The organism is Kocuria tytonis (assembly GCF_003226895.2).
Lineage (GTDB): Bacteria > Actinomycetota > Actinomycetes > Actinomycetales > Micrococcaceae > Kocuria > Kocuria tytonis.
Window position 1 is genome coordinate 168,672 of the sequence record NZ_PNJG02000001.1, and the last position, 15,444, is coordinate 184,115.

The 15,444-nt window shown below is 72.2% G+C and carries 10 protein-coding genes; 7 read left to right on the plus strand and 3 right to left on the minus strand.

What is annotated here, in order from left to right:
• Positions 1-147 precede the first annotated feature (147 nt).
• On the plus strand, positions 148-1,818 hold the full coding sequence (locus C1C97_RS00870) for an RNA polymerase sigma factor (protein ID WP_121029675.1): 1,671 nt from the start codon (positions 148-150) through the stop codon (positions 1,816-1,818).
• Complete coding sequence (locus C1C97_RS00875; protein ID WP_233542639.1) at positions 1,818-2,591, plus strand: ubiquinone/menaquinone biosynthesis methyltransferase; 774 nt, start codon at positions 1,818-1,820, stop codon at positions 2,589-2,591. The genes C1C97_RS00870 and C1C97_RS00875 overlap by 1 nt, the downstream gene beginning before the upstream one ends.
• A 330-nt stretch (positions 2,592-2,921) precedes the next feature.
• On the opposite strand, the gene C1C97_RS00880 is transcribed toward C1C97_RS00875, so the two are convergent.
• On the minus strand, positions 2,922-3,122 hold the full coding sequence (locus C1C97_RS00880) for a DUF7455 domain-containing protein (protein WP_110919172.1): 201 nt from the start codon (positions 3,120-3,122) through the stop codon (positions 2,922-2,924).
• A gap of 231 nt (positions 3,123-3,353) precedes the next feature.
• Here C1C97_RS00880 and C1C97_RS00885 point away from each other — a divergent pair, with 231 nt between their 5' ends.
• Complete coding sequence (locus C1C97_RS00885) at positions 3,354-5,462, plus strand: DNA gyrase/topoisomerase IV subunit B (RefSeq protein ID WP_121029682.1); 2,109 nt, start codon at positions 3,354-3,356, stop codon at positions 5,460-5,462.
• Between the two features lie 250 nt (positions 5,463-5,712).
• Here the strand turns inward: C1C97_RS00885 and C1C97_RS00890 are convergent, their stop codons facing one another.
• Positions 5,713-8,268: a DNA gyrase/topoisomerase IV subunit A gene (locus tag C1C97_RS00890; protein WP_121029684.1), complete on the minus strand. Its 2,556-nt coding sequence runs from the start codon at positions 8,266-8,268 to the stop codon at positions 5,713-5,715.
• A 70-nt stretch (positions 8,269-8,338) separates the two neighbouring features.
• Between C1C97_RS00890 and C1C97_RS00895 the strand changes: the two genes are divergently transcribed.
• The 4 genes from C1C97_RS00895 to C1C97_RS00910 are packed head-to-tail and all read left to right on the plus strand — an operon-like array spanning position 8,339 to position 14,631.
• Positions 8,339-11,029, plus strand: coding sequence for a bifunctional acetate--CoA ligase family protein/GNAT family N-acetyltransferase (locus C1C97_RS00895; protein WP_121029686.1), 2,691 nt, complete (start codon positions 8,339-8,341; stop codon positions 11,027-11,029).
• A gap of 12 nt (positions 11,030-11,041) precedes the next feature.
• Positions 11,042-12,721: a protein kinase domain-containing protein gene (locus C1C97_RS00900; protein ID WP_121029688.1), complete on the plus strand. Its 1,680-nt coding sequence runs from the start codon at positions 11,042-11,044 to the stop codon at positions 12,719-12,721.
• Positions 12,722-12,778: 57 nt separating this feature from the next.
• Entirely contained in the window at positions 12,779-13,486 is a 708-nt protein-coding gene (locus C1C97_RS00905) for a DUF5998 family protein (RefSeq protein WP_121029690.1), read from the plus strand.
• Positions 13,483-14,631: an alkaline phosphatase family protein gene (locus C1C97_RS00910; protein WP_233542640.1), complete on the plus strand. Its 1,149-nt coding sequence runs from the start codon at positions 13,483-13,485 to the stop codon at positions 14,629-14,631. The genes C1C97_RS00905 and C1C97_RS00910 overlap by 4 nt, the downstream gene beginning before the upstream one ends.
• Positions 14,632-14,680: 49 nt before the next feature.
• Here the strand turns inward: C1C97_RS00910 and C1C97_RS00915 are convergent, their stop codons facing one another.
• Positions 14,681-15,424, minus strand: coding sequence for a hypothetical protein (locus C1C97_RS00915; RefSeq protein WP_121029692.1), 744 nt, complete (start codon positions 15,422-15,424; stop codon positions 14,681-14,683).
• Between the last annotated feature and the right edge of the window lie 20 nt (positions 15,425-15,444).

The following is a 15,444-nucleotide window of genomic DNA, read 5'->3' on the forward strand; positions in this document are numbered from 1 at the left end:
AATCGGGGTGACCCGCGGTTGGTGCGGATAGGACCCTCAGAGTCCCGGCAGCAGGGCACGCCCCGCGGCCGGACTTGACAGGGTCATAGGTGTGTTGACCGCTAATGCGCGAACGCACCCGCAGATCTGTCCAACGAAAGGTTCTCCGTGTCACCAGCTGCCAGCAAGACCGCGTCCGCTTCTCAGGCCACTGCTGCGGAGCAGGACTCCGCCGAGACCGCCTCCCAGAACGGTGCCGACGGCGCTAGCACGAGTGGCGCTGCCGGCAAGGCGTCCCCGCGGAAGACCACCGCCGCCAAGAAGACGGTGGCGCGCAAGAGCACCGCGGCCAGGAAGACCACCGCCGCGAAGACCACCACTGCGAAGTCCACCACCGGGACGAGCGCCGCGCGGAGCACGACCACCGCGGCGACCGCGTCCGAGAGCGCCGACGCCGACTCGACGAGCGAGAACAGCAAGGACGCCCCGAAGAAGACCGCGGCCCGCAAGACGGCGGCTCCCAAGCGCACCGCCACCAAGAAGACCGCGGCGTCCAAGACCACCAGCACCACCAAGGCCTCGGCCGCCAGAACGGCTGCGGCCACCTCCGGCGAGGACACCACGGCGGCGTCGGGAACCCGCAAACCCGCCGCCCGGACCGCCGCCAAGGCGGCGCCCAAGGCCACGGGGACCGGTCGCGGTCGCAAGAAGACGGATCCCGTGGACGAGGCGCTCGCCGAGGCCGACGTAGTGCCCGAGGACGCCCAGGACGACGCCGAGGACGAGGAGACCCGGGAGTCCAAGCAGGCCTCCATCGAGGAATCCGCCCAGCTCATGAAGGGCCGCCAGGACCGCAGCGCCCGCGGCTTCGTCCTCACCAACAACGACGACGACGATGCCCCCGCCCAGCAGGTGGTCGTGGCAGGTGCCACGGCGGACCCCGTCAAGGACTACCTCAAGCAGATCGGCAAGGTCGCCCTGCTCAACGCCGAGCAGGAGGTGGACCTGGCGCTGCGCATCGAGGCCGGCCTCTACGCCGAGCACAAGTTCGCCGAGGAAGCCGATGCCATGGACGCGGAGACCCGCCGCGCCTACCGCTGGGTGATCCACGACGGACGCCGCGCCAAGAACCACCTGCTGGAGGCGAACCTGCGACTGGTGGTGTCCCTGGCCAAGCGGTACACGGGGCGCGGCATGCTGTTCCTGGACCTGATCCAGGAGGGCAACCTGGGGCTGATCCGCGCGGTCGAGAAGTTCGACTACACCAAGGGCTTCAAGTTCTCCACGTACGCCACGTGGTGGATCCGCCAGGCGATCACCCGTGCGATGGCGGACCAGGCCCGCACCATCCGCATCCCGGTGCACATGGTGGAGGTCATCAACAAGCTGGCCCGCGTGCAGCGCCAGATGCTGCAGGACCTGGGCCGCGAACCCACTCCGGAGGAGCTGGCCAACGAGCTGGACATGACCCCCGAGAAGGTCGTGGAGGTCCAGAAGTACGGCCGCGAACCGATTTCGCTCCACACCCCGCTGGGTGAGGACGGCGACTCGGAGTTCGGCGACCTCATCGAGGACTCCGAGGCCGTGGTCCCCGCGGACGCCGTGTCCTTCACGCTGCTGCAGGAGCAGCTGCACTCCGTGCTGGACACCCTGTCCGAGCGGGAGGCCGGGGTGGTGGCCATGCGCTTCGGTCTCACGGACGGTCAGCCCAAGACCCTGGACGAGATCGGCAAGGTCTACGGCGTGACCCGTGAGCGGATCCGCCAGATAGAGTCCAAGACCATGTCCAAGCTGCGTCACCCGTCCCGCTCCCAGGTGCTGCGGGACTACCTGGACTGATGAGCGAGCACAGGCGGCAGGACCGGGAACCGGGCGAGGGGCACAGGATGACGGACCGCGATTCCCAGGTGCAGGGGATCTTCAACCGCATCAACGCCTCCTACGACCGCATCAACGGCCTGATGACCCTGGGCGGGCACGCCCGGTGGTGTCGCGAGGTGGCCCGGCTGGCCCAGGTGCCGCCGGGCGGTCGGCTGCTGGACATCGCCACGGGAACGGGCGTGATCGCCCTCGCCGCGCGGCGTCGTGAACCCCGCGCCGAGATCGTGGGGGTGGACTTCTCCGAGAACATGCTGGCGGAGGCCCGCACCAAGCCGGGCGCGGACGGCATCACGTGGGAGTTCGCGGACGCGCACGAGCTGCGCTACGCGGACGAGTCCTTCGACGCGGTGACCCACGGCTACCTGCTGCGCAACGTGAGCGACGTGCCCCGCGTGCTGAGCGAGCAGCTCCGTGTGCTCAAGCCCGGTGGCCGGGTGGTGGTGCTCGAGACCGCACCCCCGCGCGGGCTGCTGAAGCTCGCGGTGTCCGCGGGCATGAGCGTGGTGCTGCCCCTGCTGGGGCAGCTGGTCGCGAAGGACAGGGACGCGTACGGCTACCTCAAGAGCTCCACGCTGGGATTCATCCCGCCCGCCGAAGTGGCACGCCTCATGCGCGAGGCCGGGTTCCAGGACGTGGGGTACGAGAGCAAGTACCTCGGCACCAACGTGATCCTGTGGGGGACCAAGCCCCCTGCCGCCCGCGACTCGGGCACGGGGACCGCGGCGGCCTGAGACCCGTCGCCGGGGCACGCGGTGCAGGAGGTGCCCACGAGGAAGGGCGCGCATCCCACGGGATGCGCGCCCTTCCTCGTGCCGAGCGGCCGCCCACGTCCGCTCGGCACCGCCGCGAATCCGGCCGACAGCGCGGCGAATCCGCCCGGCACCGCTTCGGATCCGGGCCACGCCTGCGGCGATTGCGGAGCCGACCGCTGCGGATGTGGAAGGCACCCCGGCAGTCCTGCAGGCACGGCGGTGACAAGGTCCCGGGAACGCGACGCGGCCCGGGGATCATCCCCGGGCCGCGAGCCGTTCACCGCCGGTGCTCGGCGGTCAGCGGTGGTCTCAGGCGCCGATCTTCTGGGTCTCGTCCTGCCATGTGGCCGCCATCGGACGGAGCTTGTCCTCGTTGGCACGGGCGTGGTGGGCGCAGAACAGCAGCTCGCCGCCGGTGGATTCGAGGACCACGCGCACGTAAGCCTGGGCACCGCAGGCGTCGCAGCGGTGGGTCGCGTTGAGTTCACGCGCTTCGAGTGTCGCGTTCATGGGATCCTCCTCACAGGTGTGGAATGCGGCGCGCCATCGTGCACGGCCGCAGTGCGCTCACGGAACCTGTCCGTCGTCGAGTCGCACGTATCAGTACAACCCACGCGACCCGGCAATGCTTCCCGAGGTGGGGCGGTTTCGCCCACCGCGCACAAACCGCGGCGGGCCGTCTAGAGTGATGAGGTCCCCAGTCGCCCCCGCGGCACACCGACCTCCTGGAGAAGCTCCACCGTGACACCGTCCCGATCCGAATACAACGCCCGCCACCTCTCCGTCCTGGAGGGTCTGGAAGCGGTGCGCAAGCGCCCGGGCATGTACATCGGCTCCACGGACTCCCGCGGTCTGATGCACTGCCTGTGGGAGATCATCGACAACTCCGTGGACGAGGCCCTGGCGGGCTACGGCCAGGACATCGCACTGTTCCTGCACAGGGACGGTTCCGTGGAGGTCCACGACGACGGCCGCGGCATCCCCATCGACACCGAACCCCGCACCGGTCTGACCGGCGTGGAGGTGGTGTTCACCAAGCTGCACGCGGGTGGCAAGTTCGGCGGGGGCTCGTACTCCGCCTCGGGCGGGCTGCACGGCGTGGGGGCCTCGGTGGTCAACGCGCTGTCCGCGCGCCTGGACGTCCAGGTGGACCGCGGCGGGAAGACCTACCAGATGTCCTTCAAGCGCGGTGAGCCGGGAACGTTCGCGGACAAGGGCGCACCGTCCCCGAGTGCGCCGTTCGAGCCGTTCACCACGGACTCCCACCTGAGGGTGGTGGGCAGGGCCAAGCGCGGCGTCACCGGAACCCGGATCCGCTACTGGGCGGACGACCAGATCTTCACCCCGGACGCCAGGTTCTCCACGGAGGAGCTGGTGCGCCGTGCGCGCCAGACCGCGTTCCTGATCCCCGGTTTGCGTATCACCGTCACGGACGAGCGACGGCTGCCGGGCACCCCGGGCGCGGACGGCCCGGTGGAGGAGGTCTTCCAGTACGACGGCGGGATCTCCGAGTTCGCCGAGTTCCTCGCCGTGGACGCCCCGGTCACGGACGTGTGGCGGCTGCAGGGTCAGGGCTCGTTCACCGAGCGCGTGCCCGTGCTGGACGGCTCCGGTCACGCCCAGCTGCAGGACGTGGAGCGCACGTGCGAGGTGGACGTGGCCATGCGCTGGGGCGTGGGCTACGACACGACCGTGCGCTCGTTCGTGAACATCATCGCTACACCCAAGGGCGGCACGCACCTGAGCGGCTTCGAGAACGCCCTGCTCAAGACCCTGCGCAAGCAGGTGGACGCGAACTCCCGCAGGCTCAAGGCGGGCAACGACAAGCTCGAGAAGGACGACGTGCTCGCCGGACTCACGGCCGTGCTGACCGTGCGCCTGGCGGAGCCCCAGTTCGAGGGCCAGACCAAGGAGGTGCTGGGCACCCCCGCGGTGCGCCAGATCGTGGCAAAGGTGGTGGAGGGCGAGCTCACGAAGCAGCTGACCGCCACGAAGCGCGACGACAAGGCGCAGGCCGCTCAGCTGCTCGAGAAGGTCGTGGCGGAGATGAAGTCCCGCATCTCCGCACGGGTGCACAAGGAGACCCAGCGGCGCAAGAACGCACTGGAGACCTCGTCCATGCCCACCAAGCTCGTGGAGTGCCGCTCCGCGGACGTGGCCCGCTCCGAGCTGTTCATCGTGGAGGGGGACTCTGCGCTGGGCACGGCCCGGCTGGCCCGGAACTCCAACCACCAGGCGCTGCTGCCCATCCGCGGCAAGATCCTCAACGTGCAGAAGGCATCCATCACGGACATGCTCGCCAATGCCGAGTGCGCCGCCCTGATCCAGGTGATCGGTGCCGGTTCCGGGCGCAGCTTCGACATCGACGCCGCCCGCTACGGCAAGGTCATCATGATGACGGACGCGGACGTGGACGGCGCCCACATCCGCACCCTGCTGCTCACGCTGTTCTACCGCTACATGCGCCCGCTGGTGGAAGCCGGGCGGGTCTACGCCGCGGTGCCGCCGCTGCACCGCGTGCAGATCGTCAACCCCGGGTCCAAGGCCAACGAGATGGTCTACACCTACTCGGAGCGCGAGCTCGACACGCTGCTCGGGAGCCTGGAGGAGCAGGGCCGGCGCTACAAGGAGCCCATCCAGCGCTACAAGGGTCTGGGCGAGATGGATGCCGACCAGCTCGCGGAGACCACCATGGACATCCGCCACCGCGTGCTGCGCCGGGTGCGGGTCGCGGACGCGGAGGCTGCCGAGCGCGCGTTCTCGCTGCTCATGGGCTCGCAGGTGGCCCCGCGCAAGGACTTCATCGTCGCGGGCGCCTCGCACCTGAACCAGGAGCAGATCGACGCCTGACGGGCCGCCCGCCGCGGGGGCGACGATCGGTTGCGTCAGCGCGGCGGGGGAGCGCGACGTCGCCAGGTCGCGTCGGCAACCAGGTGGCTGTCCGTCTCGTCCCGGCGCCGGCGACGTCGTCCGGCGTGCCGCCGAGGAACCCCGCCCAGAGGAGCCCCGCCCGCGGGGGCCGCGTCCCGGCGTGATCCCGGGGGGACGCACCTCACCATCGGGAGGGAGCATCGGGCCCGCGGCGCCGGACGGCGGAGACTCAGCCGTCCGCCGAGGCGGTGCCCGCATCCTCCCCGGAAGCGTGCCCGGCGGCGGGCACCTCCACGGGAAGTCCCGTGAGCGCGGGACCCACGGCCGCCACGGCGCGGTCGATGCCCACTCCGGATCCGTCCCGGCGGCCGTGCTCGGTGGGCAGGGAGCGGGCGACCCCGGCGGCGGAGACCGCCTTGGCCGGGCCGTGGCCCACCCACGCGAGGGTGAGCCCGTCCTCGCCCGAGAGCAGCCGATGCGCCCGCACCCCGGCGGTCGCGCGGCCCTTCGCCGGGAACTCCTCGAGCGGGGTGACCTTGACGGAGGCCTCGCCCATCTCCGGCAGCTGACCGTCGCTGCGGGCCTGCGTGACCACCACGGTGGACTCCTGCGGGATGACGGCGCCCGCGAAGACCACGCGCTCGCCCTCGGCGAGCTTCATCCCGGCCACGCCGCCCCCGGTCCGGCCCTGGGGGCGCACCATTGAGGCGGGGAAGCGCAGCAGCTTCGCGTCCGAGGACACCAGCACGAGCTCCGCGGCGTCCGGTGCGGCACCCACACCCACCACGCGGTCGCCGTCCCTGAGCTTGATCGCGGGCCACTGGTCCAGGTTCAGCGGGTAGTCGGGGTTCACGCGCTTGACCACACCGGCCGCGGTGCCAATGGCCACGACCTCGTTCAGGGGCGCCAGACCCACGAGCGCCTCCTTCTTCTCCAGCCCGAGGAAGTCCGCGGCGGGCACCCCGTCCGCGAGGCGGGGCACGCCGTCGAAGTCCTGCAGCACGGGGATGTCCACGCACGAGACGCGCAGCATCCGCCCGGTGGAGGTGACGGCCGCGATCTCCCCGCGCGCCGTGGCCGGGACCACGCTGGTGAGCGCGTCGTGCTTGAAGCGCCGCGAGGCGTCCGCCAGGGGAGCGCGCGTGGCGCTGCGGGCGATCCGGCCGGTGGTGGAGAGGAACACCCAGCACGGGTCGTCGCTGATCTCCAGCGCCACGGACGTGGCGGCTTTCTTCCCGCCGGTCTGCGCGGCGGTCACCGCGGGCAGGTCCTCGGCCTCGAGCAGCACGGTGCGGCGCTCGTCCCCGAACTTCTCCGCGGTCTCCGACAGCTCGTCGGCGACGACGCCGCGCAGCGTGGTCTCCGAGCCCAGGATCGCCTCGAGCTCGGCGATCTCCTCCTGCAGCCGGTCGCGCTCGGCCTCGAGCTCGATGCGTGAGAACTTGGTGAGCTGGCGCAGCCGCAGCTCCAGGATGTGCTCGGCCTGGGCGCGGGAGAGGTCGAAGACGGCGATCAGCCGGTCGCGGGCCTCGGCGGTCTCCTCGGAGCCGCGGATGATCTGGATGACCTCGTCGATGTCCACGATCGCGACCAGCAGACCCTCCACGAGGTGCAGCCGGTCCTGCCGCTTGGCCAGGCGGAACGCGGTGCGCCGGCGCACCACGGCGATCCGGTGGTCCGTGTAGACCCGCAGCAGCTCCAGCAGTCCCATGGTGCGGGGCTGGCCGGCCACGAGCGCCACGTTGTTGATCCCGAAGGACTCCTCCAGGGGCGTGTGCTTGTGCAGCTGGGCGAGCACGGCCTGGGGGTTGAAGCCGTTCTTGATCTCGATGACCAGGCGCAGTCCGTTGGTGCGGTCCGTGAGGTCCACCACGTCCGAGATGCCCGTGAGCTTCTTGGCCTGGACGGCGTCCTTGATCTTCTCGGTGACCTTCTCCGGTCCCACCATGTAGGGCAGCTCGGTGACCACGATGCCCTGCTTGCGGGGGGAGACCTGCTCCACGGACACGGTGGCGCGGGTGCGGAAGGAGCCGCGCCCGGTGCGGTAGGCGTCCCGGATGCCCTCCAGACCCACGATCCGCCCGCCCGAGGGCAGGTCCGGGCCGGGGATGAACTTCATGAGCTCCTCGAGCGTGGCCTCGGGGTTCAGCACCAGGTGACGGGCCCCGGCGGCGACCTCCCGCATGTTGTGCGGGGCCATGTTCGTGGCCATGCCCACCGCGATCCCCGTGGCGCCGTTGACCAGCAGGTTCGGGTAGGCAGCCGGCAGGACGGCGGGCTGCTGGAACTGGTTGTCGTAGTTCGGGACGAAGTCCACGACGTCCTCGTCGAGGTCCCCGGTGAGCGTCCGAGCGGCGGGGGCCATGCGGGCCTCGGTGTAGCGCGGGGCGGCCGGGCCGTCGTCGAGCGAGCCGAAGTTACCGTGACCGTCCACCAGGGGCACGCGCATCGCGAAGGACTGGGCCATGCGGACCATGGCGTCGTAGATGGCCGCGTCACCGTGGGGGTGCAGCTTGCCCATCACCTCGCCCACCACACGGGCGCTCTTGACGTGGCCGCGGTCCGGGCGCAGCCCCATCTGGTCCATCATGAACAGGATCCGCCGCTGCACGGGTTTCAGGCCGTCCCGGGCGTCCGGCAGTGCGCGGGAGTAGATCACGGAGTAGGAGTACTCCAGGAAGCTGGTCTCCATCTCCTGGGTGACGTCCACGTCCACGATGTGCTCGACGAAGTCCGCGGGCAGGTCGTCCTGGGGGGAACGGGTGGTGGAGCGGCGACGAGCCATCGAGAGGTAACTCCTTGAAATCGGGGCGTGATCCTGGGACCGGAGCAGGCGGTTGGCTACCCTGAAGTCTATGGGTTCCCACGACGACGCTCCGCAGCAGCAGGCCTACCCCGAGTACTGGGAGGCGGACGTGATCCTGCGCGACGGCGCCACGGCCCACCTGCGTCCCATCAGCCCGCAGGACCAGCAGCTGCTGCAGGACTTCCACTCGTCCCAGTCGCAGGACAGCATCTACCTGCGGTTCTTCTCCTACAAGCCCAAGCTCTCCCAGCGGGAGCTGGAGCGCTTCACCACGGTGGACCACACGGACCGCGTGTGCTTCGTGCTGATGCTGGGCGAGAAGCTGATCGGTGTGGGCCGCTACGACCGCACCTCCCCGCGGGCGGCCGAGGTCGCGTTCATGATCTCGGACCACCACCAGGGCCGGGGCATCGGCTCCATCCTGCTGGAGCACCTCGCGGCCGCGGCGCGCGAGAACGGCATCGACCGCTTCACCGCGGAGGTGCTGCCCGAGAACCGCAAGATGCTCCACGTGTTCGTGGAGGCCGGCTACGACGTCTCCCGCCAGTTCGAGGACGGGGTGGTGGTGGTGGACTTCGACATCGACCCCACCGAGAAGTCCCTGGCCGTGATGGCCGCGCGCGAGCACCGCGCGGAGGCGCGCTCGGTCAAGGACCTGCTCACGCCCTCGACCATCGCCGTGGTCGGGGCCTCCGCCCACCAGGACCACGCCGGCCACCACGCCGTGGAGGGGATCCTGAACGGCGGCTTCACCGGCACGCTCTACGGGGTGGGGCACTCGCCGTACGAGCGGGAGGGCCTCACGTTCGTCGCGTCCCTGTCGGAGATCGCGGATCCCGTGGACCTCGCCGTGATCGCCGTGCCCCGGGAGGCCGTGGAGAACACGGTGACGGACTGCGGCCGGGCCGGCGTGCGCGCCGTCGTCGTCATGACCGGCGGCTACGCGGAGGACGGCCTGGAGGGCGCCACGGCCCAGCGCCGGCTCGTGCGGATCGCACGCGCGGCGGGGATGCGCGTGGTGGGCCCGGCCAGCCTGGGGCTTATCAACACCGACCCCCAGGTCTCGCTGAACGCCTCGGTGCTGCCCGAGTTGCCGCGGCGCGGCGGGCTGGGCCTGTTCTCCCAGTCCGGCGCGGTGGGCACCATGCTCTACGGTGCGGCGTTGCGCCACGGCGTGGGGCTCTCCAGCTACCTCTCGGCGGGCAACCGCGCGGACGTCTCCGGCAACGACCTCATGCAGCACTGGGAGGACGACCCCGAAACCACGGTGTGCGGGCTCTACCTGCAGTCCGTGGGCAACCCCCGCAAGTTCTCGCGGATCGCCCGCCGGCTGTCCCTGAGCAAGCCCGTGATCGTGGCCAAGTCCGAGGTCACCGGGCTGCGCCTGCCGCCGGGCCACACCGGGCGCGTCACCCAGGCGCCCGCCGGTGCCCTGGACTCGATGTTCCGCCAGGCGGGCGTGATCCGGGCGAGCACCGCCGAGCAGCTGCTGGACGTCGCCGCGATCACCGAGAGCCAGCCCCTGCCGGGCTCCCGCCGCGTCGCCGTGGTCTCCAACGCGCTCGCGCTCGCCCAGCTCACCGAGGACACGGCCCTGCGCCTGGACCTCGAACCCGCCGCCGTCGACGGCTCGGTGGACACCACCCGGGGTCCCCGCGCCGCCCACGACGCCGTCCTGGCCGCCGTCCGCGCGCAGCTCGCCACCGAGGAGGCGAGCAGCGTGGTGCTCGTGCTGATGCCGGTGCCCGGGCTGGACCGGGAGGCCCTCGTGGCGGACGTCGCCCGGGCCGCCCACGATGCGCAGCGCACCACCGTGGCGGTGTTCACCGGCCAGTACGGACCGGACGGCGTCACCGCCTCCGTCCACACCGCCGGCGACGCCGCCCTGCCGTGCTTCGACTCCCCGGGCACCGCGATGCACGCGCTCGCCCAGGTCATCGACTACACCACGTGGCGCTCGCAGGAGCAGGGCGTGGTCACGGATCCCGAGGACTTCGACTTCGACGGCGTGGAGAAGTTCCTGGAGCGGCAACGGGACAAGGTCAGCGGGGACACCCTGTACGAGCTGAGCACGCCGGAGCGCAACGAGCTGCTGGGCCACGCGGGCATCCGCGTGCTGGAATCGGTGCGCTTCAACGATCCCGAGGACGGCCCCGCCGCGGCGCAGCGGCTCGGCTACCCGGTGGCGCTGAAGACCACCGACCCCTTCCTGCGCCACCGCCTGGACCTGGGCGGTGTGGTGCTCAACATCGCGGACGCGGACCAGCTGCGCACGGCGATCGAGACCATGCGGCGGACCCTGGCCGGGTGGAACGTCACGGACTTCGAGGTGCAGTCCATGGCGCCCACTGGCCAGACCGTGGTGCTGCGCGCCGCGGAGGACCCCCTGATCGGACCGGTGCTCTCGTTCGGGATGGCCGGCGACGCCGTGCACCTCCTGGACGACTGGGCCCACCGCGTGCCGCCGCTCACCGACCGGGACATCACCCGCATGGTCCGCGCGCCCAAGGCCGCCCGCAAGCTCTTCGGCTACCAGGGCGTGCCGCCGGTGGACACCACGGCGCTCGAGCAGCTCGTGAACCGCGTGGCCTACCTCAAGGACCGGTTCCCGCAGGTCGCCTTCCTGGAGCTGAACCCGGTGGTGCTGTCCGGCTCCGTGCTCACCGTGCTCTCCGCCACGGTGAAGATCGGGGATCCGGGACAGCGTACGGACAGCGCCCGCCGCGCGATGCTGGGCTAGGGCACCCACCGAGTGCGGGACACGATCGCCGGTCGCTTCGAGCTGCTGACGCCCATCGCCGAGGGCGGCAGCGGCGCGGTGTGGCGCGCCCAGGACCTGCGCCTGGGGCGCGAGTGCGCCGCGAAGGTGCTGCGCCAGCGCGACTCCGCGGACCTGCTGCGCTTCGTGCGGGAGCAGTCCGTGAACCTGGAGCACCCCCACGTGGTGGCCCCCTACGGGTGGGCCGCGGAGGACGAGCACGTGGCGATCGCCATGGAGCTCGTCTCGGGCGGCACGCTGGAGGCGGCGCTGCAGGACAACGGGGCGGTGGCGGACTGGGTGGCCGAGGAGCTCGTGTGCCAGCTGCTGTCCGCCCTGCGGTTCGTGCACACCCGGGGCTGGGTGCACCGGGACGTGAAACCGGCGAACGTGCTGCTGGAGCCCACCGGTTCCGCTCTGCCCGTCGCGCGGCTCGCTGACTTCGGGATCGCGGTCCGGCTCACCGACGCCCGCCTCACCCACACCGGCACGGTGGTGGGGACCCCCGGCTACCTCCCGGACGAGGCCTACGCCCCGGGCAGTCCGTCCCGCACCATGGATCTCTACGCCGCCGGGGTCACGGCCGTGCGGATGGTGCTGCCCGAGGCGGACCTCAGCGACGGCCCCCTGCGTCCCGAGGACGTCACGCGGCTGGGCCTGTTCGAAGGCTCACCGGTGCTGCGGGCGGGGGCCGCGGGGCTGCTCAGCGCGGACCCCGCCGCGCGCACGGCGGCCGCGGACCGCCTGCTCACGGATCTCATGGCCACCGCGCCGGCCCGCGCGGGCCGGCAGTGCGAGACGGCGGACGGTGAGCCGTTCGAGGTCTTCGACGTCCTGGAGCCCACGACCGAGCGCGAACTGTCCCCGGTGGCCGACGCCGCCCGGCTGCCCTCCCGCGCCGGACGCACCGCGGACGCGCCCATCGCATGGCACGCCGTGCACCGGCAGGCCATCGCCAGGCCCGGCAGCCCGGCCATGGCGCAGCGCGGGGGAGACCTGCTGCGGCCGTTCGCGCCCGCCACCGGCGGGACGCCCGGGGACGACGCGGGCGCGGGACCGGCGGGCGGCGTCGTCGGAGGGGACGTCCTCGGCGGCGCGGCACCCCGTGCGGCGGGCGGCGACCGGGCAGGGGAGCGCCGCGGTGCGCCCGAACCGCTCGATCCCGGCACGTCCGCGAGCCCATCCGCTCCCGAGGACAGCACCGAGCGGCTGGACCCCTCGGCCGCCCCGGAGATCCCCGGGTTCGCGTCCCCGGCGGCGGGCCGGGGGGACACCACCGCGGTGCTGGCCGCCGCCCTGGGCGGGACCGGTGGCCCGCTGGTGGCGACGCCCGCGGCCGCCCACCGGGACGAGGTCGGGGATGCGTCGGGGTCCGTCGCACCGGAACCCGGACGGAGCACGCGCCATCGGCGCGCACGGTGGCCGTGGTGGCTGCTCGCGCTGACGCTGGCCGTGCTGGCGCTCGTGGCCGGGTACGTGTGGCTCGGGCCCATGATCGCCGGGTGGAGCGGGAACGGGGGCACGAACCGGCCGGCTCCCACGGCTCCACCCCCGCCCACGAGCTCACCCGTGAGTTCCCCCGGACCCACCGAGGAGCCCGCCCCCGCCACGGACGTCACCCCCGTGTGCACCGAGCTCGCGGACGGCACCGTATCCTGCGTGGTGACCCCGTGACCCGCGCGAGCTCCCGGGTGGTGTGCCCCGCGGGGCGCAGTGGAGCACAATAGCGCCATGACATTCTCAGCTCCCGATGGCTCCCGGCTGGTTCAGGACATCGAAAAGGCCGGGTTCTACCCGCAACTCGTCACGGACGTGGTCATGGACTCCCTGGACGGACGGCACCCGGTGTCCCACCTCGTGCAGTTGGAAACGCACTTCAACAACACGGAACTGCACCGTCACATCACGGCTCTGGTGCTCGCCGAGGACGTCCTGCACATCACCCACGTGGACGACGAGCAGTACGACGAGACCGGGGCGGACACCGTGGCCCGCGTGTCCACCGAGACGGTGCCGATCTCCCAGATCCGCTCCGTGACGCTCAGCTACGCGTACCACCAGCCGCAGAACTACCAGCCGGGCACGCCCATCATGGAGCTGAACCTCGCGGTGAGCTGGACCGGCACCCAGCAGCTGGAGCTGTACCCGGCCATGTGCGAGGACCCCGAGTGCCAGGCGGACCACGGCTACACCGGCACCGCGGCGAGCGAGGACGTGGTCATGCGCATCAGTTCCGAGGCGGACGGGCAGGACGCGGTGGAAGGCGCCCGCGAGTTCGCACGCACCCTGCGACGCGCCAACGTGGCCCCCCTCACGGACGCGGGCGCACAGATCGCCCAGGCGCCCCGTCAGAATCCCGCCCGCACGGAGCAGCCGAGCCCTCCGCGTTCGCGCTTCGGCCACCGCCACAACGGCCGCGACGCGGGGCGCACCTCGTGAGCGACGGGGAGGCGGGACCGCCCGTCGACCTCCCGGGACCCCCGCGCTACGGTTCGCGCAGCATCGCGGAGGTGCTGTCCTCGGCCGCCGCCGCGGTGGGGGTCACGGGGCAGCGCAACGCGCTCAGCCTGCCGTCCGCGCAGCGCTACGTGGTGGTCCTCGTGGACGGGCTGGGGTCCCGGCTGCTGCGCGAGGTGGCGGGGTACGCGCCCACCCTTCGGGCCGCGCAGTCCCTGGGTGAGCTCGACGCCGCGTTCCCCTCCACCACGTCCGTCTCCCTCTCGTGCCTGGGCACCGGACGGGCCCCCGGCCGACACGGGATGCTGGGCTACGACGTCCTGGAACCCGCGCGCGACCGCGTGGTGAACATGCTGGGCAACTGGCCCGCGGACCTGGACCCGGTGGCGTGGCAGCCCGCGCCCACGGTGCTGGAGCGCGCCGCGGCGGAGGTGGACACGGCCACGGTGAGCGCGCCGCGCTTCGAGTCCTCCTCCCTGACCCGGGCCGCGCTGCGGGGCGGCAGGTTCGTGGGCGCCCACGGCGTGCACGCGCGCACCGCAGGGACCCTCGAGCAGCTGCGCGAGGGTCGGAGGGGACTCGTCTACTTCTACTGGGACGAGCTGGACAAGACCGGGCACCGGCAGGGGTGGCGTTCGGACGATTGGCTGCGCGCGCTCGAGGACCTCGACTCCGCGCTGCGACGGCTCGTCACCAGGCTGCCGGCCAACACCCGTGTGCTGCTGACCGCCGATCACGGCATGGTGGACGTGGCCCCGGAGCATCGGGTGGACGTCAGCGCACACCCCGGTCTGATGCGCGGGATCCGGCACACCGCCGGCGAGCCCCGCGCCGTGCAGCTGCACCTCGTCCCGGACGAGGACCCCCGGGTCGTGGCCCGGCGCTGGCAGGAGCACTTCGGGGACGCCGTGTGGACCGCCACGCGGCAGGACCTGGCACGCGGGGAGTACTTCGGGGCGGATCCGGATCCGGATCTGCTGGCCCGCGCGGGGGACGTGTGGGTCCTGGGGCGGGAGGAGCTCGCCCTCTACGACGTGTCCCGTCAGGGAACCCGGCCCATGAACATGGTGGGGCAGCACGGTTCGCTCACGGACCGGGAGAGGTTCGTGCCGGCTCTGCTCTGGTGAGTCCACGGCGCACCCCGGGCCGTGGTGGCCCGTCGCGCAGGGGACGGACTCAGCGCGACCCGCCGCCGGTCCCGCTGGAGTCGGCGCCCGCGGCACCACCGGTCGCGCCGGCGTCTTTCTGTTGGCCGCCCGGCGCGCCACCACCCTGCTTCGCCGAGCCGGTGTCGCCCGCTCCGGCCCCGGTGCCGCCGGGTGTCTTGTCGCCCGCACCGCCACCACCGGTTCCGGGGTCCGGTGGGGTGGGCTTCTGTGGGGCTTGGGACGGTGCCGGTGCCTCGGGCGGCGCGGGCTCCGCGGGAGCCGTGGGCTTCTTCGGCGCCTGGGTGGGTTTGGGCTCGCTCGTGGGCGCGGGCTGCGGCGCAACGGGGGGCTGTGGTGCGGGGACGGCCGGCTGCACGGGCTGCACGGGTTGCACCGGCTGCACGGGTTGCACCGGGGCCACCGGCTGGGGCGCGGGGACGTAGTACTGCTCCGCGGGGACCGTGGGCTCCGGGGCCACGGTGGGATCCGACGTCGGACTGGGGGTGGGGGTGGGGCTCGACGACGGCGTGGGTGAGGTGCTCGGCGTGGCGGACGGGGAGTCCGTGGCGAAGTTCGCGGGGTCGGGCTTGTCCGAGCCGCCGCTGAGGCCGGTGAAGGCCACCGCTCCCACTCCCGCCAGGACCAGCAGTGCGGCGCCTCCCAGCGCCGCGGGTGCCAGGTACCGTCGTGCCCGCGAGGGTGGTTCGGTATCCGCCGCCCCGGCGGGCTGGGTGTCGTCGCCGAAGAGATCGTCCTGGATGGAGTTGCCCATGCAAAAAGCCCTTAATAGTC

Excerpts from the sequence above, each read along its gene's own strand:
- C1C97_RS00875 (WP_233542639.1), top strand. The coding sequence starts at position 1,818 with ATGAGCGAGCACAGGCGGCAGGACCGGGAACCGGGCGAGGGGCACAGG.
- C1C97_RS00880 (WP_110919172.1), bottom strand. The coding sequence starts at position 3,122 with ATGAACGCGACACTCGAAGCGCGTGAACTCAACGCGACCCACCGCTGC.
- C1C97_RS00890 (WP_121029684.1), bottom strand. The coding sequence starts at position 8,268 with ATGGCTCGTCGCCGCTCCACCACCCGTTCCCCCCAGGACGACCTGCCC.
- C1C97_RS00895 (WP_121029686.1), top strand. The coding sequence starts at position 8,339 with ATGGGTTCCCACGACGACGCTCCGCAGCAGCAGGCCTACCCCGAGTAC.
- C1C97_RS00905 (WP_121029690.1), top strand. The coding sequence starts at position 12,779 with ATGACATTCTCAGCTCCCGATGGCTCCCGGCTGGTTCAGGACATCGAA.
- C1C97_RS00915 (WP_121029692.1), bottom strand. The coding sequence starts at position 15,424 with ATGGGCAACTCCATCCAGGACGATCTCTTCGGCGACGACACCCAGCCC.